Source organism: Klebsiella sp. HMSC16A12 (assembly GCF_001808265.1).
GTDB lineage: Bacteria > Pseudomonadota > Gammaproteobacteria > Enterobacterales > Enterobacteriaceae > Klebsiella > Klebsiella pneumoniae.
Window position 1 is genome coordinate 53,066 of record NZ_KV792542.1, and the last position, 19,831, is coordinate 72,896.

Consider the following 19,831-nt stretch of genomic DNA (forward strand, 5'->3'; position numbering starts at 1 on the left):
GTTCACCAACGGGAACGGGTATATCCTCCGGGTATCCCCTCAGACAATGGAAGGTACTATCCATGAAACACCGCATCGCTCTGCTTCTGGTCCTGACTTCACTTAGCGCCAGCGCCCTAGCCGCCTCTCCCTGCCAGGAAAAAGAGCAGGATATTCAACGAGAGATCAGCTACGCCGAAAAGCATCATAATCAAAGTCGCATTGATGGGCTAAATACCGCGCTACGTCAGGTTCGGGAAAACTGTAGCGACAGTAAACTCAAAGCCGATCATCAGCAAAAAATTGCCAAACAGCGGGAAGAGATCGCTGAACGTCAGCGCGATCTGCAGGAAGCCCGGAAGAAAGGCGATGCGGACAAAATTAACAAACGCCAGCATAAACTCAATGAAGCGCAACAGGAGTTAAAAACGCTGGAGTCTCGGGATTACTAATCACCATTAACTTTCGCAACACGGACCACGCTACAGGAGAACGACATGGCTAAAGAGAATGTGACTGACGACCTTCGTGCAGAACTGAAAACGCTGGCGGATACCCTGGAGGAAGTACTAAATTCCTCGGCGGACAAGTCGAAAGAAGAGATGGGTAAACTGCGCAGTAAAGCCGAGAGCGCGCTGAAAGAGAGCCGCGCTCGTTTGGGTGAAACCAGCGAAGCGATTCTTCGTCAAACTCGTGAGACCGCCGCGCGAGCGGATGATTATGTTCGCGAAAATCCGTGGACTGGGGTAGGAATTGGCGCCGCCGTCGGGCTGGTGCTGGGTGTCCTGCTGTCGCGTCGCTGATTATGGCGAATACTCAACACACGCAGGGACCGGGTCAGCGCGTTTTCTCCATTGGTCAGCGCATCGTCACGCTGCTGGTCGAAATGGTGGAAACGCGGCTGCGTCTGGTCGTCGTGGAGCTGGAGGAGGAGAAAGCCAACCTCTTCCAGCTACTGATCATGACCGGACTGACGCTGCTGTTTGCCGCGTTTGGCCTCATGAGTCTGCTGGTGCTGGTTATCTGGGCCGTTGACGCTCAGTACCGCCTGCACGTGATGATCGCCACCACCGTTGTGCTGCTCCTCGCCGCCGCGATCGTGGGTATCCTAACCCTACGTAAGGCGCGCCGCTCCACGCTGCTGCGTCTAACGCGTAAAGAGCTGGAGAACGACCGTGCCCTTCTGGAGGAGGATAAATCGTGAATGGCCGACAGGAGCGTGAACGGCAAAAGGCGCAGCTGCTGCGCCAGATCCAGCAGCAACGGCTGGAGCTCAGCGCCTGCCGCCGTCACTGGCACGAGGCGACTGCGCCCCTCGACCGCGGCTGGCATACGCTGCTGAGTTTACGTTCGTGGCTGATGGTTGGCAGCGGTCTGATGGCCGTATGGTCCGTACGACATCCGCATTTTTTAATGCGCTGGACCAAACGCGGACTCGGACTGTGGAGCACCTGGCGCCTGGTGCGCGGGATCCTGCGCCAGTCGGCAGTTCGCTAGCGGCCCTGAGCGTGGGCGCTTTCCCTGGCGCCCACGCTCTGCCATTTCCCTGTCCCTTACTGCACGCTGTTCGCAGCAACATGCGCCTTTTCCGTAGCGCGCCCTTCTCTACGACGCCCTTTACCTCACGCCATACCAGGACCGGTGGTGGCCCATCGCGTTCGGTACGCTTTCGCCTCCGCGTACTGATTGCTCAGAAACTTTGAAATAGATCTACAGTTTTCCTTGCTAACAATTCCCTCTCCGCCTCGCTACTATCCTCTCCATCGACAGCAACACCGCGTAACTACGCGGGATTGCACTAAAAAACAAAACCGCCGCCCTTTGGGTTTTCTGGAGTAACAAATGAAAAAATTAGAAGATGTTGGTGTATTGGTAGCGCGTATTCTGATGCCGATTCTGTTTATCACTGCAGGATGGGGCAAAATCACCGGTTATGCGGGAACCCAGCAGTATATGGAAGCCATGGGCGTCCCGGGTGCGCTGCTGCCGCTGACCATCCTCCTTGAGTTCGGCGGCGGTCTGGCGATTCTGTTCGGTTTCCTGACCCGGACCACCGCGCTGTTCACTGCGGGCTTTACGCTGCTGACCGCGTTCCTGTTCCATAGCAACTTTGCGGAAGGCGTGAACTCCCTGATGTTCATGAAAAACCTGACCATTGCGGGCGGTTACCTGCTGCTGGCCATTACCGGACCGGGCGCCTTCAGTATTGACCGTGTACTGAATAAGAAATGGTAAGCGCACTATACTGAATGAATGAAAAAAGCGAGGAGACCACTCCTCGCTTTTGCTATCTGTAGTCTGAAGGAGGAGCAAAGATGGGACAATTAGTTGACGGCGTCTGGCAGGATACCTGGTATGACACAAAATCCACCGGTGGGCGTTTTAAACGTTCCGTTTCCGCCTTCCGTAACTGGCTGACCGCCGACGGCGCGGCTGGCCCCAGCGGTGAAGGCGGTTTTGCAGCGGAAAAGGATCGCTATCATTTGTATGTTTCTCTCGCCTGCCCGTGGGCGCATCGCACGTTAATTATGCGTAAATTAAAAGGTCTGGAGCCTTTTCTCCCCGTATCCGTGGTCAATCCCCTGATGCTGGAAAACGGCTGGACCTTTGACGATAGCTTCCCGGAAGCCACCGGCGATACCCTCTACCAGCATGACTTTCTCTATCAGCTGTATCTGCACGCCGACCCGCACTACACCGGACGCGTGACCGTGCCAGTGCTGTGGGATAAAAAACAGCAGACCATCGTCAGCAATGAGTCGGCAGAAATCATCCGCATGTTCAATACCGCCTTCGATGGCCTTGGCGCCCGGGCCGGGGATTACTACCCGCCAGCGCTGCGGGAACAAATCGATGAGCTGAACGGCTGGATCTATGACAACGTCAACAACGGCGTGTATAAAGCCGGCTTTGCCACCAGCCAGCAAGCTTACGACGAAGCGGTGGATGCGGTCTTTACCTCGCTGGAGCGGCTGGAGCAGATCCTCGGCCAGCATCGCTATCTGACGGGCAATCAGCTAACGGAAGCCGACATTCGCCTCTGGACAACGCTGGTACGCTTCGACCCGGTATATGTAACCCATTTTAAATGCGATAAACGGCGCATCAGTGATTACCTCAATCTGTATGGTTTCCTGCGCGACATCTACCAGATGCCGGGTATCGCCGAGACGGTGAGTTTTCCGCATATCCGTCACCACTATTACCGCAGCCATAAAACCATTAACCCTACCGGTATTATTTCCATTGGGCCGCAGCAGGATCTCAACGAACCGCACGGTCGCGATCAGCGCTTCCGTTGATCTGCCGGGCGCCAGTGATGGCGCCCAATAATTCAGAAAACAGATATTTACCCACCATTCATTCACGTCTATTCTTATTGCGATCGCTTAAAAAACAAGTGATTGACGGTTAATTGAGGCGTAGAAATGGACTGGTATCTCAAGGTATTAAAAAACTATATAGGATTTGGCGGCCGTGCGCGGCGCAAAGAGTACTGGATGTTTATTCTGGTCAACCTCATCCTGACCGGCGTATTGAGCATCATCGATAAAATGCTGGGCTGGCAGCGGGCTGGCGGCGAAGGCATTCTGACCACTATCTATGGCGTACTGGTCTTTTTACCGTGGTGGGCGGTGCAATTTCGCCGTCTGCATGACACCGATCGTTCGGCCTGGTGGCTATTGCTGCTGTTGATCCCGGTCATCGGCTGGCTGGTGATCCTGATCTTTAACTGCCAGCGCGGCACCGAAGGCAATAATCGCTTCGGGCCCGATCCGAAACCCTTTTCCTACTAATCTTCCTGCTCCTCCCGCTAGCGGGAGGAGCGTCTTCATCACTATCTGCCGGCAAACAGCTTGGGGATCTCACGCAGACACCAGGACTTCGCTTCGCCCATACTGTCCCGTCGCCAGGCCATGATAATGTCAATTTCATTGGTGTATTCCGGGCTGACGACCCGCAGGCGACCTTCGGCAATATCCTTCTCCACCAGCGGATAGGGCATAGTCGCCACGCCCAGTCCGGCCAGTAGCGCCTGACGTTTATCTTCTATCGTACTCACCGTTAAACGCGGCTGTTTATCCAGCAGTTGAACGGTGAGGACGGGCCGCTCGCGCGCGGTATCCGCCACCGCGACGCCGCGGTATTTCACGCGGGTAACCTCAGAGAGCGGCTCCGGCTCCTGATGGATCGGGTGATCCGGCGCCGCGACGTACACACTGAGCACCGAATAGAGTTTGCGCGAGTTAATCTCCGATGAGGAACGAAAATGCATATCCGGTGCGACAACGATATCCGCCCGCCCCTGCTCCAGCCGCTCCCAGGCGCCGGCCAGCACCTCAGTGATAATCGACAGCTGGGTGTTTGATTTAGTCGCCAGTTTCTCAATCAGCGGAAACAGATCCGGAGTGGGCACCAGCGCTTCGGTAACGATCGTCAGGTGGGTTTCCCAACCACGCGACAGGGCTTCAGCATCGGTGGTGAGTTTATCCGCCGCTTCAAGCAGCACGCGCCCGCGCTCCAGCAGCATTCTTCCAACGTTAGTGAACTTCGTGCGATGACCTGAGCGGTCAAACAGCACCACGTCCAGTTCCTCCTCCAGTTTTTGCATGGTGTAGCTCAGGGCGGAAGGCACGCGTCCCAGCTCATCAGCTGCGGCAGCGAAGCTTCCGCGCCGGTCGATCGCATCCATCACGCGTAACGCTTCCAGCGTTAATGCTCTCTCTTTGGCCATCGCTTTCTCATTCAGGAAATTTGAACATACCGGGCAGAATATCTGGCTAACAATACAGCGTCCATACCTTTACCATTGATTTAGTGTAAAGAGAGGTCAAGAACATGATTACTACCCGAACAGCCAAACAATGCGGACAAGCAGACTTCGGCTGGCTGCAGGCCCGCTACACCTTCTCCTTTGGCCACTACTTCGACCCGAAATTACTGGGCTTCGCATCCTTGCGCGTCCTCAACCAGGAAGTGCTGGCGCCCGGCGCTTCCTTCCAGGCCAGAACGTACCCAAAAGTCGATATCCTGAACCTGATTCTGGAAGGCGAAGCGGAGTATCGCGACAGCGACGGCAACCACGTGCAGGCCAAAGCCGGTGAAGCGCTGCTGATCGCCACCCAGCCTGGCGTGAGCTATAGCGAGCATAATCTGAGTAAAGAGCAGTCGTTAGCGCGAATGCAACTTTGGCTTGATGCCTGCCCGCAGCGGGAAAACCCGCTGCAGCAGAAAATCAATGTCGCAGACGCGACGCTGCAGCTGCTGGCCTCTCCGGAGGGCGGGGATAACAGCCTCCAGCTTCGCCAACAGGCCTGGGTCTACCATATCGCGCTGGAGAAAGGTGAGCAGATCAACGTGCAATTACATGGTCCACGCGCCTACCTGCAGTCGATTCACGGCTCCGTCCATGCCGTCGCACAGGAACAGCAAAAGCAGGCTCTCACCTGCGGTGACGGCGCATTTATTCGTGACGAAGCTAACATTACCCTCGTCGCCGATACGCCGCTGCGCGCTTTGCTGATAGATTTACCGGTGTAACAACGGAAGTGATGGAGTCTGTCAGTGAGTAAGAAGAAAAACAGAAAAAAGGCGTCACCAACGCCGTTAGCTCCGGTGCAACCGCAAGTCGCCGGGGCCGCCAGCTTTGGTTATGATGAGATGCTTAGCGAACTGGAAGCCATTGTTGCCGAAGCGGAGATCCGCCTGCGGGATGAAGAAAGTCTCGCCTGAAACGGCAAAATGGCTGGGTTGATTTTCATTAATGGCCTGAAGAAGATATCGGCCCCGCGAGGGGCCGATGGCATTATTCACTCAGCGCGTCGGCAAGATCTTTTTTCACCTGCGTGCGCTGCTCCGGCGTCAGTACCTTATTCACCTCAAAATAGTACTTCACGCGGTAATAACGCACCTGCTGATCAATCTTGCTGAAGGCCGCCAGCTGATCGTTGACCGCTTTTTCATCCCATTTACCGGAATCAATTACGTTTATCAGAGCCCCGTCTTTAATTTCCTGTTGGGAAATCTGCTGGACATTACTCTCCAACTGCTGATGCAGGCTTTTAATTTTCGCGACCTGATCGTTGGTAAGTTTTAAGTGCTGAACAATAGGATCCTGCGCCGGTGCTGGCGCCGCCTTAACGTCTGCGGCCTGAGCCGTGATAGAGAAACCGGTGGTCAACAGCGTGGCAAAGGCAATACGGGTTATCAATTTCATTTTTTTTCCTGAAGTAAAGGTGGCAGAAATAGCGGATTATTATTTTACAGGGCGCAGTGAATAAATGTAAAAAATGATAGCCAAACATTATATATATCCACAGCACTAATATACTTCACTAAAACATATAAAATATGAATACCGTGTTAACTTATATAGTTGACGCCCTAACATCACCAGGTTTTATTTTAATTTCAACAGCAAGCAAAATATTTGACAGTGGTGACTTTTCCTTTAATTTAATTAGCGCATATTACGTTATCCAGCGCATCAAGGATATCATTTAAAAATAGATAAGGAGATTGAGATGTTATTACGTTTTCGCGTATTACCGCTGGTTTTTGTCATCTCGCTGTTAAGCGGCTGCGGCCTGGCTTCTAAAGCCTTTTATTCCGCGGGAGACAAATTATTTCAACCCGGAGATGACGCCGTCGCTTCGATGCAGACGTATTCAGTGGCTCAGTTCCTGCAGCCGTTTACTCTCAACCCGGCGAAGGCCAGCAGCGATTATCTGGGTAAATGGGTCAAGGTACGCGGGGTGATTGTCGACATTCGTCGGAAGAGCGGTATCGCCGGCAGCTACTATTTTATCGTGACCATGCGAGATGAACAGAATAAAACGGATAAACGTCTTACCTTTAATTTTGGCTCGCATAACAGCGCAGACGTAGAGGCTTTAAGCAACGGCAGCGTCGCTACGATCGTCGGCCAGGTTCATCAGGTGCAAGATTCCACGATCCCGACGCTACAGAATCCTAAGGTGGTTAAATAACGGTAGCTGACCGAGAAGCCGCCTTCTTTTGGTATAGCGTCGTGGATAGTCATTCATCCTCGTCACGGGTTCAGATAGCAAAAACCCCGCCGAAGCGGGGTTTTGACATAAAAAGGTGAAACTGACCGATAAGCCGCGTTCTTTTGGTATAGCGTCGTGGACAGTCATTCATCCTTTCTCCGCTATTCGAATAGCAAAAACCCCGCCGGAGCGGGGCTTTTGCGTAAAAGGTGAAACTGACCGATAAGCCGGGTTCTGTCGTGGACAGTCATTCATCTAGGCCAGCAATCGCTCACTGGCTCAAGCAGCCTACCCGGGTTCAGTACGGGCCGTACCTTATGAACCCCTATTTGGCCTTGCTCCGGGTGGAGTTTACCGTGCCGCGGACTGTTACCAGCCGCGCGGTGCGCTCTTACCGCACCCTTTCACCCTTACCTGATCCCGCTTGCGCGGGCCATCGGCGGTTTGCTCTCTGTTGCACTGGTCGTGGGCTGTGACACCCCCCAGGCGTTACCTGGCACCTTGCCCTATGGAGCCCGGACTTTCCTCCCCTCCGCCCGTCTCCCCCCGAAGGAGGACGACGACGAAGCGGCGACTGTCTGGTCAGCTTCGGCGCGCAGTATAGAGGGTTTACCGCCCGTTGTCATCCCTCAGTGGTCATCCCAACCTGCAGGGTGGCAGCAATATTACGCGACGCGCGGTAAATATTATCAAACGCCCCGCGAAATGCCTCTTCCAGCGTCGAAACGGAAGTTAACACGCTGAATACGGCATCGATACCGTGCTGGTGAACCACGCCGACATCGTGAGTCAGGCTGCCAGCAATACCGATCACCGGCTTACGGTATTTCTTCGCCACCCGAGCCACCCCCACCGGCACCTTACCGTGAACAGACTGGCTATCGAGCCGCCCTTCCCCGGTGACCACCAGTGAGCAGTCATGGATCTGCTCTTCCAGCTTCAGCGCCTCGGTAACGATCTCAATCCCGCTGCGCAGCTCCGCATTGAGAAAGGCCATCAGCGCCGCGCCCATGCCGCCGGCCGCTCCCGCGCCAGGGATCGACTTCACGTCCACCTGCAGCGACGCCTTAATGACGTCGGCATAATGCGCCAGATTACGATCCAGCTCGACGATCATCGCCTCGGTCGCCCCTTTCTGTGGGCCAAAGATCCGCGACGCCCCACGCTCGCCCACCAGCGGATTGGTAACATCGCAGGCCACGTGGATCATCCTGTCACGTAAGCGCGGATCGATGGCGGAAAGATCGATCCGGCTCAGACGGCTCAAACTGCCCCCGCCATGGCCGATCTCTTGTCCCTCGGCGTCACAGAGGCGGGCGCCTAGCGCCTGCATCATACCCGCCCCACCGTCGTTGGTCGCACTACCGCCGATGCCGATAATGATCCGTTCCGCACCATGCTCCAGCGCCTGTAATATTAGCTCCCCGGTACCCAGTGAAGTGGTGATGAGCGGGTTACGTTTGTCGGGCGGAACGAGCCCCAGACCGCTGGCTGCCGCCATCTCAATAAACGCGGTGACGCCGTCGCCGGACATGCCCCAGCAGGCCTTCACTCTCTCACCCAGCGGACCCGTTACCCATGCGAAATGTTCCTTTCCCTGGGTGGCGGCAATCATGGCTTCCACCGTCCCCTCGCCGCCGTCGGCGACGGGCAGGGAAACATACTGTGCATCAGGGAAAATTTCCCGAAATCCTTTTTCTATCGCCTGAGCTACCTCGCTGGCAGAAAGGCTTTCTTTGTAAGAGTCTGGGGCAATGACGATTTTCATAATTTTGTAGCCTGACAGTGCCGCGCAAGGCAAGCATAACAGGGCGCGCAGGGCGCCCTTCTTGTTAGCGAGTGACTTCCACTTTCGCCAGTTTTTCGTAATAGCACGCCAGCGCGCTATGGTCTGCAGTGCCGAGACCGTCCGCGCGCAGCGCCTGCATCATCTCCATCACCGCCGCCGTCAGCGGCAGTTGGGCGCCCACGCCGTGTGAGGTATCCAACGCATTGGCCAGATCTTTAATATGCAGGTCGATACGGAAACCCGGTTTGAAGTTACGGTCCATCACCATCGGGGCTTTCGCATCCAGCACGGTACTGCCCGCCAGACCGCCGCGAATAGCCTGATAAACCAGATCCGGATTGACGCCGGCTTTAGTCGCCAGGGTCAGCGCTTCAGACATCGCCGCGATGTTCAGCGCGACAATCACCTGGTTAGCCAGTTTGGTGACGTTGCCCGCGCCAATATCGCCGGTATGCACTACGGAGCCGGCCATCGCTTTCATCAGATCGTAGTATTTATCGAAGATCGCTTTATCGCCGCCGACCATGACCGACAGCGTGCCGTCGATGGCTTTCGGTTCGCCGCCGCTCACCGGCGCATCCAGCATATCAATACCTTTGGCTTTCAGCGCTTCGCTGATTTCCCGACTCGCCAGCGGCGCAATGGAGCTCATATCGATCACTACGGTGCCCGGTTTCGCCCCTTCAATAATGCCGTTTTCACCCAGCGCCACCTCTTTAACATGCGGAGAGTTCGGCAGCATGGTGATGATCACCTCGCACTGTTCGGCAATCGCTTTCGGCGTCGTCGCGGTCTCAGCGCCAGCGGCGATCACGTCGGCAATCGCTTCCGGGTTACGGTCAGACACCACCAGCGAGTAACCCGCTTTCAGCAAATTTTTGCTCATCGGTTTGCCCATAATGCCAAGACCGATAAAACCTACTTTGATTGTCATAATGTTCTCTCTCTTCATCCTGGTGATTATTTTTTAAACGCGTCGGCAAGTTTCTGGGTTGCAGAACGGAAGACGCCCAGATCGCTGCCAACGGCGACGAAGGTCGCGCCCCATTCCAGATAGCGGCGCGCATCGGCTTCCACTGGCGCCAGAATGCCGCTTGGCTTACCGTGCTTCTTCGCGCTGGCGAAGATATGTTGGATAGCGCGCTGCACCTCAGGATGGGCGGCATTGCCCAAATGGCCTAAGGCGGCGGCCAGGTCGCTCGGGCCGACAAACACACCGTCCACGCCCTCGGTCGCGGCAATCGCCTCGACGTTGTCCACTCCGGTCTGGCTCTCAATCTGCACCAGAATGGAAATGTTCTTGTTGGACTGGGCGAAGTAGTCCGGCACGGTGCCAAACATATTGCCGCGGTGGGAAACGGAGACCCCGCGGATCCCTTCCGGCGGATAACGGGTCGAAGCCACCGCCTGCGCCGCCTGTTCAGCCGTCTCGACAAACGGCACCAGGAAGTTATAGAAGCCGATGTCCAGCATGCGCTTGATGATGATGGGTTCATTGGTCGGCACACGGACTACCTGCGCGCTGGAGCTACCTTTCAGGGCCATCAGCTGCGGAATGAGCGTGGTGACGTCGTTTGGCGCGTGTTCCGCATCCAGCACCAGCCAGTCGAACCCCGCCAGACCCAGCACCTCGGTGCTAATCGGGTTAGCCAAAGCGCACCAGCAGCCAATCTGCACCTGATGCGCCGCCAGCGCGGCCTTAAATTTGTTCGGAAAAATTGCGTTATCCATGATTTTTACCTTGCGTTAATCGTTGCTTACTTCTGCAATTCCATACGTTTGATATCGCCAACCACAAACAGGTAGCAGACCATCATCATCAGCGCGGAGCCGCCAACAAAAATCAGTGCGCCATTAAATGAGTGCAGTTCGCTCACGATGTAGCCAATAACCAGCGGCGTGGCGATCGAGGCCACATTGCCAAAGACGTTGAATACCCCGCCGCACAGGCCAACAATCTCCTTCGGCGCGACATCCGAGATGACCGGCCAGCCCAGCGCGCCAAAGCCTTTGCCAAAGAACGCCAGCGCCATCAGCGTAATGACCAGCGGCGTGCTGGCCGTGTAGTTACACAGGATGATGGACGACGCCAGCAGCATTCCCAGCACAATGGGCAGCTTACGCGCAAAAGTCAGCGTGCAGCCGCGGCCAATCAGATAATCCGAAAACAGCCCGCCCAGTACGCCGCCAGCAAAGCCAAACAGCGCCGGAATCGAAGCCACAAACCCCACTTTCAGAATCGACATTCCCTTGTCCTGCACGAGGTAGATCGGAAACCACGTCAGGAAGAACCATGTAATGGTATTCAGGAAATACTGACCGAAAAATACGCCTAACATCATTCGGTTAGTCAGCAACTGGCGGATATAGTCCATCTTCGGCCCGGCCGCCGGGGTGGCCTCTTTTTTATGGTCCATATCGACCACTGCGCCGCCTTCTGAGATATATTTCAGCTCCGCGGCGGACATTCGCGGATGATCGGTGGGGTTATGCACAAACTTCACCCAGATGATGGTGAGCACAAACCCTATTATCCCCATCACGGTAAAGACATGTTCCCAGCCCAGCGCGAAGGTCAGCCAGCCGAGCAGCGGCGAGAACAGAGCCAGCGAGAAGTACTGAGCGGCATTAAAGATAGCTGAAGCCGTACCCCGCTCTTTGGCCGGAAACCAGGCCGCCACAATGCGGGCGTTGGCGGGAAACGAGGGCGCTTCGGAAAAGCCCAGCATAAAACGCATAAAGAACATGGAGACCCCGGCCCAGGCGAGCGGGAACACATCAATAAAGCCTTGCAGGAAGGTAAACAGTGACCAGAAAAACAGACTGTATGAGTAAACCTTTTTCGAGCCAAATTTATCCAGCAGCCAGCCGCCAGGGATCTGCATCAGCAGATAAGCCCAGCCGAAGGCGGAAAAAATGTATCCCATCGACACCGCGCTGAGCCCCAGCTCTTTCGCGACTTCAGTACCGGCGATAGACAAGGTCGCGCGGTCGCCATAGTTCACTGCCGTCACCACAAATATCATCAACAGAATTAAATAGCGGGTCGGTATTCCTTTTTTTTCATCTAATGTAGAATCCAAAATCATTTAGACATTCCTCGGGCACAGAACACCTTTTATAATTGTTTTAAGTGGTTTCTGATTTATTTAAAAGACGATATTGAAACTGTCTATTCGCATATCGATCACCTCAAAAACATGACTCAGTATAATCAGCACGCCCCCGCCAGACACTATGCATACCCACAATATAAAGTTATTATTTAAAGCCATAATTGTGCTTATGCCATAAGTCATGGGCGCTAATCCACACTTCTTACGATTGCCTGCCCTGCAGAGGTTAGCGTCATAAAAAGGAGTGATGCCGATCACATTTTAAAATCAACTCAGCTGACATCCTTTATTCCATCATACTGATACGTAGCAAATGAATTAGCGTTTTATTTTATTATTAGCACCTGTTTGGAGATGACTGGACAATGGCTGACATTGCAATTCGACAACAATCGCCGACCGCGTTTTATATTAAAGTTGACCCGACAGATAATGTGGCGATTATTGTCAACGATCGCGGCTTAACCGCCGGAACGCGTTTCCCGGACGGCCTGACGCTCGTCGAGCATATCCCGCAGGGTCACAAAGTTGCCCTGGTGGATATCCCCGCCCATGGTGAAATCATCCGCTACGGCGAAGTCATTGGCTATGCCGTACGCGATATCCCGCAGGGAAGCTGGATTGACGAGTCGCTGGTGGAGCTGCCCACCGCCCCGCCGCTGAATACCCTGCCGCTGGCCACTAAAGTGCCTGAACCGCTACCGCCGCTGGAAGGTTACACCTTCGAAGGCTACCGCAATGCTGACGGCAGCGTGGGTACCAAGAATCTGCTGGGTATTACCACCAGCGTGCACTGCGTCGCTGGCGTGGTCGATTACGTGGTGAAAATCATTGAACGCGACCTGCTGCCAAACTATCCCAACGTCGATGGCGTGGTGGGCCTGAATCATCTCTATGGCTGCGGCGTGGCGATTAATGCGCCGGCGGCGGTAGTGCCGATTCGCACCATTCATAATATCGCCCTCAACCCAAACTTCGGCGGCGAGGTGATGGTCATTGGCCTCGGCTGTGAGAAGCTGCAGCCGGAACGCCTGCTGCAGGGCACGGAAGACGTCAAAAGTATCCCGGTGGACAGCGCCAGCATCGTCAGCCTGCAGGATGAAAAGCATGTTGGTTTTAAATCGATGGTCGATGACATTCTGCAGGTCGCCGAGCGCCACCTGGCGAAACTGAACCAGCGCCAGCGGGAAACCTGCCCGGCCTCTGAGCTGGTGGTCGGGATGCAGTGCGGCGGCAGCGACGCCTTTTCAGGCGTGACCGCCAACCCGGCGGTAGGTTACGCGTCCGACCTGCTGGTGCGCTGCGGCGCGACGGTGATGTTCTCAGAAGTGACCGAAGTACGCGACGCCATTCATCTGTTGACGCCGCGGGCGATTAACGAAGAGGTCGGTAAACGTCTGCTGGAAGAGATGGCCTGGTACGATAACTATCTTGATATGGGCAAAACCGACCGCAGCGCCAACCCCTCCCCCGGCAACAAGAAAGGCGGTCTGGCCAACGTGGTGGAAAAAGCGCTGGGGTCGATTGCCAAATCAGGGAAAAGCGCCATCGTTGAGGTGCTCTCTCCGGGGCAGCGTCCGACCAAACGCGGCCTCATTTACGCCGCAACCCCCGCCAGCGATTTTGTCTGCGGCACCCAGCAGGTAGCCTCTGGCATCACGGTGCAGGTATTCACCACCGGTCGCGGTACGCCGTACGGGCTGATGGCGGTACCGGTGATAAAAATGGCGACCCGTACCGAGCTGGCCAACCGCTGGTATGACTTAATGGACATTAACGCCGGGACCATCGCCACTGGCGAAGAGACGATTGAGGATGTCGGGCGGAAGCTGTTCGAATTTATTCTCGACGTCGCCAGCGGACGCAAAAAAACCTTCTCCGATCAATGGGGCCTGCACAACCAGCTGGCGGTATTTAACCCGGCGCCGGTAACCTGATCGAGAGCGTAAGGATTTAACCACTTTTAGCCCGGATCTATCCGGGCTTGTTGGTTAGGGATGCTGGGCGGCAAGAAAAGCGATTCTGCCCTTTTCTTCCGACATTTTTTCCGACATTTCTTCCGACATGTGGGAGGACGCTCAAGCAGCTCTTCACTATCTGAAGGGCTGCTTGCCAGGCTTCAATTGGGTTTACAGGATCACTCCCCCTGCTGCTCCAGGGCGTACTTATACAACGCGTTTTTCTTCACGCCGTGGATTTCCGCGGCCAGCGCGGCGGCTTTCTTCAGCGGCAGCTCCGCCTGCAGCAGCGCCAGAGTACGCAGCGCGGCCGCCGGCAGCGCCTCTTCCTGAGCCTTGAAACCTTCGACGATCAGCACCATCTCGCCTTTACGACGGTTTTCATCTTCCTTCACCCACGCCACCAGCTCACCAATCGGCGCGCCATGGATCGACTCCCAGGTTTTGGTCAGCTCACGAGCCAGCACCACATAGCGGGATTCTCCCAGTACCGCGCAGATATCCTCCAGACTCTCCACCAGACGGTGGGTCGACTCATAGAAGATAAGGGTGCGCGGCTCTTCTTCCAGCGCTTTCAGGGTATCGCGGCGGCCTTTCGATTTCGCCGGCAGGAAGCCTTCATAACAGAAACGGTCGGAAGGCAGGCCGGCGGCGCTCAGGGCGGCGATAGCCGCACAGGGGCCCGGCAGCGGCACCACGCGAATATTCGCTTCGCGGCAGGTGCGCACCAGATGGTAACCAGGATCGTTAATCAGCGGCGTGCCGGCATCGGAAACCAGCGCGATGTTTTGCCCTTCTTTCAGTTTGGCAAGCAGGGTTTCCGCCTTTTGCTGCTCATTATGGTCGTGAAGCGCAAACAAACGGGCGTTTATCGCAAAATGTTGCAGCAGCAAACCGGTATGACGGGTATCTTCCGCTGCAATTAAATCAACGGCTTGCAGCACTTCCAGTGCACGCTGCGTGATATCAGACAGATTTCCTATCGGAGTGGGCACAATATAGAGCTGCCCCTGAGAATTATCCGCTGATTCGTGTTGTTTCATTGTCTCGTCCGTATTGCCGATTTAATATTGAGCATTGAGCCAAAAAAATATCACTGGACACTTATGGTACCGTCAACATTTCTTCGTTCTAAGCCCGCGCGCTGCCTGCCCGTATTGCTGGCGACTCTTATTTTTGCTGGCTGCGGCACCCACACGCAGGATCAAAGCGCGGCGTTTATGCAGGGTACGTCGCAGGCCAACTCCAGTTTCTACTTACAGCAGATGCAGCAAAGCACGAATGATAGCAAGACCAACTGGCAATTACTCGCCATTCGTGCACTACTGCAGGAAGGGAAGAAGCAGCAGGCTATCGACCTGTTTAACCAGCTGCCGGCGAACCTGAACAGCACTCAGGCCCGTGAACAGTCGCTGCTGGCGGTGGAAGTGAAGCTGGCGCAGAACGATTATCAGGCCGCCCGTAATCTGCTGGCTAAGATCGATCCGACAAACCTTGAGCAGCCTCAGCAGGCGCGCTACTGGCAGGCGCAAATCGATGCCAGCCAGGGCAAACCATCGCTGACCCTGCTGCGCGCCTTAATCGCCCAGCAGCCGCTGCTGAGTGACGCCAAACAGCGTCAGAAAAATATTGATGCGACCTGGCAAGCGCTCACCTCGATGCCCCAGGACCAGGCCAATGCGCTGGTGATCAACGCCGATGAAAATATCCTCCAGGGCTGGCTGGATCTGCAGCGGATGTGGTTTGACAACCGCAACGATCCGACGCTACTGAAAGCGGGCGTTAAAGACTGGCAGACGCGCTATCCGCAAAACCCGGGCGCTAAAATGCTGCCGACGGCGCTTGTGAATATGCAAAACTATAAGCCCGCGTCCATCAACAAGATTGCGCTTTTTCTGCCGCTGAACGGTCAGGCGTCGATCTTCGGCCGCACTATCCAGCAGGGCTTTGAAGCCGCCAAAAACGGCGCGCCGTCGGTGACGGGCAGCGCGGTTCCCGCCCAGGTCGCCCAGGCGGCGAATGTCTCCGGTAATGATGATGTGGTGAGTCCGTCGCAGGCAGAAATCAGCGATCTTACCGCCGCCGGAAGCCGCGCTGATCCGGTTCAGGCCCCGACGCAGGACCAGGCAGCGCCTGCTGCGGAACCGGCAGCCCAGGCGCCGGCAACATCCGCCACGCCGCAGACTACCGCTTCCCCGGCCACCCAGCCGGTTACCGCGCCGGCCGCACAGCCGCAGCCCGTGGTCGCAACCGCCGCTAACCCTTCTGCGGAACTGAAAATTTACGACACCACCAGCCAGCCGATAAGCCAGCTGCTCGCCCAGGCGCAGCAGGATGGCGCCACCCTGGTGGTTGGGCCGTTGCTGAAAGAAAACGTTGAAGAGGTTATCAAGAGCAACACGCCGCTCAATGTGCTGGCCCTCAACCAGCCGGAAAAAGTCGAAAGCCGCGCTAACCTCTGCTATTTCGCGCTTTCTCCGGAAGACGAAGCGCGTGACGCCGCCCGACATATCCACCAACAGGGGAAACAGACCCCGCTGCTGCTGGTTCCGCGCGGCGCGCTGGGCGATCGTGTGGTTAGCGCTTTTGCCGACGAGTGGCTGAAGCTGGGCGGCGCCAGCGTCCTGCAGCAGCGTTTTGGATCCACGGCCGAGCTGCGCGCCGGTGTGAACGGCGGCGGGGGCATTGCGCTGAGCGGCACCCCGGTCTCCACCCTGCCATCAGCGCAGAACAGCATCCTCGGCAGTGCGGATGAGATGCCGGTAAGCAGCGGCGGCAGCGTCGATGCGGCCTATATCCTCGCCACCCCGGAACAGATTGCCTATATCAAACCGATGATCGCCATGCGCAACGGCAGCCAGAGCAATGTCACCCTGTACGCCAGCTCGCGCAGCGCCCAGGGCACCGCGGGGCCGGATTTCCGTCTGGAGATGGAAGGCTTGCAGTATAGTGAGATCCCAATGCTGGCCGGCAGCAATCCGTCGCTAATGCAGCAGGCGCTGTCCGCGGTGCGTAATGACTACTCGCTGGCGCGTCTGTATGCCATGGGCGCTGACGCCTGGTCACTGGCAAATCACTTCACGCAAATGCGCCAGACGCCTGGCTTCGAGCTGAACGGCAATACCGGCGATCTGACGGCCAACCAGGATTGCGTGATTAACAGGAAACTGTCATGGCTCAAGTACCAGCAGGGAAAAATCGTTCCGGCCAGCTAAGCAAACAGACCGGCGATGCCTGGGAAAACCAGGCTCGCCGCTGGCTGGAAGGCCAGGGCCTGCGTTTTATCGCCGCCAATGCCCGCGAGCGTGGCGGCGAAATTGACCTTATCATGCGCGACGGCACGGTCACCGTTTTTATCGAAGTGCGCTACCGCCGTAGCGCCCGGTACGGTGATGCGGCAGCCAGCGTCACTCCGCAAAAACAACAACGACTGCTTAAAGCCGCCCGTTTGTGGCTCTGCCGACAGAATGGGAGCTTTGAGACTGTGGATTGCCGTTTCGATGTGGTAGCCTTCACCGGAAACGACATCCAATGGCTAAAAAACGCCTTTGGCGAATAGCGTAATACCAGAAGTAAGGGATCCCGTGCTCGACAGAATCAAAGCCTGCTTTACCGAAAGCATTCAAACCCAAATTGCCGCAGCGGAAGCACTCCCGGACGCCATCTCCCGGGCGGCGATGACGCTCGTCCAGTCCCTGCTTAACGGCAACAAAATCCTCTGTTGTGGTAATGGCACCTCCGCCGCCAACGCACAGCATTTTGCTGCCAGCATGATTAATCGCTTTGAAACGGAACGCCCTGGTTTACCTGCCATTGCACTAAATACCGATAATGTGGTCTTAACCGCCATCGCTAACGATCGCTTGCATGACGAGATCTACGCCAAGCAGGTGCGCGCCCTGGGACACGCCGGCGATGTGCTGCTGGCGATCTCTACGCGCGGAAACAGTCGGGACATCGTCAAGGCGGTGGAAGCCGCCGTGACCCGCGACATGACCATCGTCGCGTTAACCGGCTATGACGGCGGTGAGCTGGCGGGCCTGTTAGGTCAACAGGATGTCGAAATCCGCATCCCCTCCCATCGCAGCGCGCGTATCCAGGAGATGCACATGCTGACCGTCAACTGTCTGTGCGATTTGATAGATAACACTCTTTTTCCACACCAGGACGATTAAGGAGAACACATGAAGGCTCTCTCGCCCCTCGCCATCCTGCTTTCTGCACTACTGCTGCAGGGCTGCGTTGCCGCCGCGGTAGTCGGAACGGCAGCAGTCGGCACCAAAGCCGCAACGGACCCGCGTACGGTGGGAACCCAGGTCGATGACAGTACCCTGGAACTGCGCGTCAATAGCGCCTTGTCGAAAGATGAACAGATTAAGAAACAGGCCCGTATCAACGTCACCGCTTATCAGGGCAAAGTCCTGCTGACCGGCCAGTCGCCGACGCCGGACCTCTCCGCGCGCGCCAAGCAAATCGCCATGGGCGTGGAAGGGACCACGGAAGTGTTTAATGAAGTGCGCCAGGGCCAGCCGATTGGTTTAGGCACCGCCTCGTCTGATACCTGGATTACCACCAAGGTGCGTTCGCAGCTCCTGAGCACCGATCAGGTCAAATCCTCGAACGTGAAAGTAACCACGGAAAACAGCGAAGTCTTCCTGATGGGGCTGGTGACCGACCGCGAAGGCCGGGCGGCGGCGGATATTGCCAGCCGGGTAAGCGGTGTATCCCGGGTGACCACCGCCTTTACCTACATTAAATAAAGCTGCAGTTTCCCGGCTGGCGCTGCGCTTAGCCGGGCTACCGCCCCCTGTACGTTGTGTGCCGGGTAAGGCGTAGCCGCCACCCGGCATCCAATCCGGCTATGCGTACGTTTACGGCAAACTACACCAGCGCCAGCGCACCGACAATCGCCCCGCACAGCGCCACCAGTCCGCCCGTCAGCCACAGCGCTTTGGCCGGGAAGGCTTTACGCAGCATAATCAGCGACGGCACGCTCACTGCCGGCAGTGTGATGAGCAGCGCCAGCGCGGGCGCCGTCCCCATACCCGCCAGCATCATTGTCTGTACAATCGGAATTTCCGCCGCGGTAGGGATCACAAACAGGCAGCCGGCGATCGCCATCGCGATAACCCAGAACAACGTATTATCCACTACGCCATCGGCGTGCGGGAACAGCCAGACGCGCGCCGCTCCCAGCACCAGCACCGCGAGGATATAAACCGGGATCGTGTTCCAGAACAGCGTCCACAGCGCCCGCAGCCAGCGGCTAAAGAAGCCGCCCTGAGTCGCTTCCGACGGTGCAGCAGGCACCGCTACCGGCTGCGTCGCCGCCTCTTTCACCCATTTCTGCACCAGCGTCGCCACAGTTAATACTGTCGCCAGACCCGCCACCAGGCGAACCAGCGCAAACTGCCAGCCCAGAACAAAGCCCATAAACACCAGCGTCGCCGGATTGAGCAGCGGGTTCCCCATCCAGAACGCCAGCGCCCCGCCCATCGACACCTGCTGTTTGCGCATCCCGGCCGCGACCGGCGCGGCGCAGCAGGTGCACATCATGCCGGGCAGCGAGAAAATCGCTCCCAGCAGCGTGCCCTGAAACCGCGATTGTCCCAGGGTGCGTAGCAGCCAGTCGCGCGGAATGAGTACCTGAATCAACGACCCGAGCAGCACGCCGAGCACCGCCGCTTTCCAGACGGCAAGGAAGTAAACCATCGCATAGTCCCACGCCGCCATCAGCGGGTTAGCGTCGGCCTGGGCGAGAATAGATTTACCGATACTGTGGGTTTCCGCAGCGGTGAAGGCTTTCCCGTAGTACGGCTGCCATTTGATGTACCACAGACCAACAATCACGACGAGAAAGAAAAGCGCGGGTTTCCACCATTGAAATGGTGACGCCGCCTGAGATGAAGACTGACCAGCCATAGCATTCCCCAGCAAGAAATGTGGATATGAATTGAAGCCGTGAATACTACGCCGGAA

23 protein-coding genes and 1 other RNA gene are annotated in these 19,831 nt (G+C 56.5%); 15 read left to right on the top strand and 9 right to left on the bottom strand.

The genetic code is table 11. From position 1 onward, the window contains the following. Positions 1–62 precede the first annotated feature (62 nt). The 7 genes from HMPREF3140_RS03400 (at position 63) to HMPREF3140_RS03430 (ending at position 3,776) form a co-directional block, all read left to right on the top strand. On the top strand, positions 63–431 hold the full coding sequence (locus HMPREF3140_RS03400) for a DUF1090 domain-containing protein (RefSeq protein ID WP_004144860.1): 369 nt from the start codon (positions 63–65) through the stop codon (positions 429–431). Positions 432–476: 45 nt separating this feature from the next. Then, on the top strand, positions 477–782 hold the full coding sequence (locus tag HMPREF3140_RS03405) for an ElaB/YgaM/YqjD family protein (RefSeq protein ID WP_002917916.1): 306 nt from the start codon (positions 477–479) through the stop codon (positions 780–782). Positions 783–784: 2 nt separating this feature from the next. After that, positions 785–1,183, top strand: a complete 399-nt coding sequence (locus HMPREF3140_RS03410) for a phage holin family protein (RefSeq protein WP_002917917.1) — start codon at positions 785–787, stop codon at positions 1,181–1,183. Beyond that, on the top strand, positions 1,180–1,476 hold the full coding sequence (locus tag HMPREF3140_RS03415; RefSeq protein WP_004144862.1) for a YqjK-like family protein: 297 nt from the start codon (positions 1,180–1,182) through the stop codon (positions 1,474–1,476). Before HMPREF3140_RS03410 ends, HMPREF3140_RS03415 begins: the two co-directional genes overlap by 4 nt. Positions 1,477–1,821: 345 nt before the next feature. After that, positions 1,822–2,214 (top strand): DoxX family protein, encoded by a 393-nt coding sequence (locus tag HMPREF3140_RS03420; RefSeq protein WP_002917920.1) that lies wholly within the window; start codon positions 1,822–1,824, stop codon positions 2,212–2,214. A gap of 80 nt (positions 2,215–2,294) precedes the next feature. Continuing rightward, the gene (locus HMPREF3140_RS03425) at positions 2,295–3,281 is read left to right on the top strand and encodes a glutathione S-transferase family protein (protein WP_002917922.1); all 987 of its coding nucleotides are present in this window, start codon (positions 2,295–2,297) and stop codon (positions 3,279–3,281) included. A gap of 126 nt (positions 3,282–3,407) precedes the next feature. Further along, positions 3,408–3,776 (top strand): DUF805 domain-containing protein, encoded by a 369-nt coding sequence (locus HMPREF3140_RS03430; RefSeq protein WP_002917923.1) that lies wholly within the window; start codon positions 3,408–3,410, stop codon positions 3,774–3,776. A gap of 41 nt (positions 3,777–3,817) precedes the next feature. Here the strand turns inward: HMPREF3140_RS03430 and HMPREF3140_RS03435 are convergent, their stop codons facing one another. After that, positions 3,818–4,714: a LysR family transcriptional regulator gene (locus tag HMPREF3140_RS03435; protein WP_004144865.1), complete on the bottom strand. Its 897-nt coding sequence runs from the start codon at positions 4,712–4,714 to the stop codon at positions 3,818–3,820. 104 nt (positions 4,715–4,818) lie between these two features. Between HMPREF3140_RS03435 and HMPREF3140_RS03440 the strand changes: the two genes are divergently transcribed. After that, on the top strand, positions 4,819–5,520 hold the full coding sequence (locus HMPREF3140_RS03440; protein ID WP_070552849.1) for a pirin family protein: 702 nt from the start codon (positions 4,819–4,821) through the stop codon (positions 5,518–5,520). Between the two features lie 24 nt (positions 5,521–5,544). Beyond that, positions 5,545–5,712, top strand: coding sequence for a hypothetical protein (locus HMPREF3140_RS28575; RefSeq protein WP_002917926.1), 168 nt, complete (start codon positions 5,545–5,547; stop codon positions 5,710–5,712). A gap of 73 nt (positions 5,713–5,785) precedes the next feature. On the opposite strand, the gene HMPREF3140_RS03450 is transcribed toward HMPREF3140_RS28575, so the two are convergent. Next, positions 5,786–6,196: a Spy/CpxP family protein refolding chaperone gene (locus HMPREF3140_RS03450; protein WP_004149907.1), complete on the bottom strand. Its 411-nt coding sequence runs from the start codon at positions 6,194–6,196 to the stop codon at positions 5,786–5,788. Between the two features lie 307 nt (positions 6,197–6,503). Here HMPREF3140_RS03450 and HMPREF3140_RS03460 point away from each other — a divergent pair, with 307 nt between their 5' ends. Next, the gene (locus HMPREF3140_RS03460) at positions 6,504–6,968 is read left to right on the top strand and encodes an OB-fold putative lipoprotein (RefSeq protein ID WP_004150939.1); all 465 of its coding nucleotides are present in this window, start codon (positions 6,504–6,506) and stop codon (positions 6,966–6,968) included. Positions 6,969–7,196: 228 nt separating this feature from the next. Here HMPREF3140_RS03460 and rnpB read toward each other — a convergent pair. The 5 genes from rnpB to HMPREF3140_RS03485 form a co-directional block, all read right to left on the bottom strand. Beyond that, positions 7,197–7,579, bottom strand: an RNA gene (gene rnpB, locus HMPREF3140_RS03465) — RNase P RNA component class A. A gap of 32 nt (positions 7,580–7,611) precedes the next feature. Further along, entirely contained in the window at positions 7,612–8,757 is a 1,146-nt protein-coding gene (garK, locus tag HMPREF3140_RS03470) for a glycerate 2-kinase (RefSeq protein ID WP_032412454.1), read from the bottom strand. Positions 8,758–8,821: 64 nt separating this feature from the next. After that, positions 8,822–9,712, bottom strand: a complete 891-nt coding sequence (gene garR / locus HMPREF3140_RS03475) for a 2-hydroxy-3-oxopropionate reductase (RefSeq protein ID WP_002917952.1) — start codon at positions 9,710–9,712, stop codon at positions 8,822–8,824. A gap of 26 nt (positions 9,713–9,738) precedes the next feature. After that, positions 9,739–10,509: a 2-dehydro-3-deoxyglucarate aldolase gene (gene garL, locus HMPREF3140_RS03480; protein ID WP_002917954.1), complete on the bottom strand. Its 771-nt coding sequence runs from the start codon at positions 10,507–10,509 to the stop codon at positions 9,739–9,741. A 26-nt stretch (positions 10,510–10,535) separates the two neighbouring features. Continuing rightward, positions 10,536–11,867, bottom strand: a complete 1,332-nt coding sequence (locus tag HMPREF3140_RS03485) for an MFS transporter (RefSeq protein ID WP_004149911.1) — start codon at positions 11,865–11,867, stop codon at positions 10,536–10,538. A 392-nt stretch (positions 11,868–12,259) separates the two neighbouring features. On the opposite strand from HMPREF3140_RS03485, the gene garD reads away from it, so the two are divergent. After that, positions 12,260–13,831 (top strand): galactarate dehydratase, encoded by a 1,572-nt coding sequence (gene garD / locus HMPREF3140_RS03495; protein ID WP_002917960.1) that lies wholly within the window; start codon positions 12,260–12,262, stop codon positions 13,829–13,831. A gap of 200 nt (positions 13,832–14,031) precedes the next feature. Here garD and rsmI read toward each other — a convergent pair whose 3' ends face one another. After that, positions 14,032–14,895 (bottom strand): 16S rRNA (cytidine(1402)-2'-O)-methyltransferase, encoded by an 864-nt coding sequence (gene rsmI, locus HMPREF3140_RS03500; protein ID WP_004144878.1) that lies wholly within the window; start codon positions 14,893–14,895, stop codon positions 14,032–14,034. Positions 14,896–14,958: 63 nt separating this feature from the next. Here rsmI and HMPREF3140_RS03505 point away from each other — a divergent pair, with 63 nt between their 5' ends. The 4 genes from HMPREF3140_RS03505 to dolP are packed head-to-tail and all read left to right on the top strand — an operon-like array spanning position 14,959 to position 18,612. Then, positions 14,959–17,067, top strand: coding sequence for a penicillin-binding protein activator (locus tag HMPREF3140_RS03505; protein ID WP_023288017.1), 2,109 nt, complete (start codon positions 14,959–14,961; stop codon positions 17,065–17,067). Continuing rightward, positions 17,025–17,411 (top strand): YraN family protein, encoded by a 387-nt coding sequence (locus HMPREF3140_RS03510; protein ID WP_002918206.1) that lies wholly within the window; start codon positions 17,025–17,027, stop codon positions 17,409–17,411. The genes HMPREF3140_RS03505 and HMPREF3140_RS03510 overlap by 43 nt, the downstream gene beginning before the upstream one ends. 25 nt (positions 17,412–17,436) lie before the next feature. Next, positions 17,437–18,027 carry a DnaA initiator-associating protein DiaA gene (gene diaA / locus HMPREF3140_RS03515; protein ID WP_002918211.1) on the top strand — a complete coding sequence of 197 codons (591 nt, stop codon included), beginning with the start codon at positions 17,437–17,439 and terminating at the stop codon, positions 18,025–18,027. A 9-nt stretch (positions 18,028–18,036) separates the two neighbouring features. Next, a complete protein-coding gene (gene dolP, locus HMPREF3140_RS03520) occupies positions 18,037–18,612 on the top strand; it encodes a division/outer membrane stress-associated lipid-binding lipoprotein (RefSeq protein ID WP_002918214.1) in 576 nt (191 codons plus the stop codon). 121 nt (positions 18,613–18,733) lie between these two features. Here the strand turns inward: dolP and HMPREF3140_RS03525 are convergent, their stop codons facing one another. Beyond that, the gene (locus HMPREF3140_RS03525) at positions 18,734–19,774 is read right to left on the bottom strand and encodes a permease (protein WP_023301475.1); all 1,041 of its coding nucleotides are present in this window, start codon (positions 19,772–19,774) and stop codon (positions 18,734–18,736) included. Between the last annotated feature and the right edge of the window lie 57 nt (positions 19,775–19,831).

Excerpts from the sequence above, each read along its gene's own strand:
- HMPREF3140_RS03400 (WP_004144860.1), top strand. The coding sequence starts at position 63 with ATGAAACACCGCATCGCTCTGCTTCTGGTCCTGACTTCACTTAGCGCC.
- HMPREF3140_RS03405 (WP_002917916.1), top strand. The coding sequence starts at position 477 with ATGGCTAAAGAGAATGTGACTGACGACCTTCGTGCAGAACTGAAAACG.
- HMPREF3140_RS03410 (WP_002917917.1), top strand. The coding sequence starts at position 785 with ATGGCGAATACTCAACACACGCAGGGACCGGGTCAGCGCGTTTTCTCC.
- HMPREF3140_RS03420 (WP_002917920.1), top strand. The coding sequence starts at position 1,822 with ATGAAAAAATTAGAAGATGTTGGTGTATTGGTAGCGCGTATTCTGATG.
- HMPREF3140_RS03425 (WP_002917922.1), top strand. The coding sequence starts at position 2,295 with ATGGGACAATTAGTTGACGGCGTCTGGCAGGATACCTGGTATGACACA.
- HMPREF3140_RS03430 (WP_002917923.1), top strand. The coding sequence starts at position 3,408 with ATGGACTGGTATCTCAAGGTATTAAAAAACTATATAGGATTTGGCGGC.
- HMPREF3140_RS03435 (WP_004144865.1), bottom strand. The coding sequence starts at position 4,714 with ATGGCCAAAGAGAGAGCATTAACGCTGGAAGCGTTACGCGTGATGGAT.
- HMPREF3140_RS03440 (WP_070552849.1), top strand. The coding sequence starts at position 4,819 with ATGATTACTACCCGAACAGCCAAACAATGCGGACAAGCAGACTTCGGC.
- HMPREF3140_RS03450 (WP_004149907.1), bottom strand. The coding sequence starts at position 6,196 with ATGAAATTGATAACCCGTATTGCCTTTGCCACGCTGTTGACCACCGGT.
- HMPREF3140_RS03460 (WP_004150939.1), top strand. The coding sequence starts at position 6,504 with ATGTTATTACGTTTTCGCGTATTACCGCTGGTTTTTGTCATCTCGCTG.
- garK (WP_032412454.1), bottom strand. The coding sequence starts at position 8,757 with ATGAAAATCGTCATTGCCCCAGACTCTTACAAAGAAAGCCTTTCTGCC.
- garR (WP_002917952.1), bottom strand. The coding sequence starts at position 9,712 with ATGACAATCAAAGTAGGTTTTATCGGTCTTGGCATTATGGGCAAACCG.
- garL (WP_002917954.1), bottom strand. The coding sequence starts at position 10,509 with ATGGATAACGCAATTTTTCCGAACAAATTTAAGGCCGCGCTGGCGGCG.
- HMPREF3140_RS03485 (WP_004149911.1), bottom strand. The coding sequence starts at position 11,867 with ATGATTTTGGATTCTACATTAGATGAAAAAAAAGGAATACCGACCCGC.
- garD (WP_002917960.1), top strand. The coding sequence starts at position 12,260 with ATGGCTGACATTGCAATTCGACAACAATCGCCGACCGCGTTTTATATT.
- rsmI (WP_004144878.1), bottom strand. The coding sequence starts at position 14,895 with ATGAAACAACACGAATCAGCGGATAATTCTCAGGGGCAGCTCTATATT.
- HMPREF3140_RS03505 (WP_023288017.1), top strand. The coding sequence starts at position 14,959 with ATGGTACCGTCAACATTTCTTCGTTCTAAGCCCGCGCGCTGCCTGCCC.
- HMPREF3140_RS03510 (WP_002918206.1), top strand. The coding sequence starts at position 17,025 with ATGGCTCAAGTACCAGCAGGGAAAAATCGTTCCGGCCAGCTAAGCAAA.
- dolP (WP_002918214.1), top strand. The coding sequence starts at position 18,037 with ATGAAGGCTCTCTCGCCCCTCGCCATCCTGCTTTCTGCACTACTGCTG.
- HMPREF3140_RS03525 (WP_023301475.1), bottom strand. The coding sequence starts at position 19,774 with ATGGCTGGTCAGTCTTCATCTCAGGCGGCGTCACCATTTCAATGGTGG.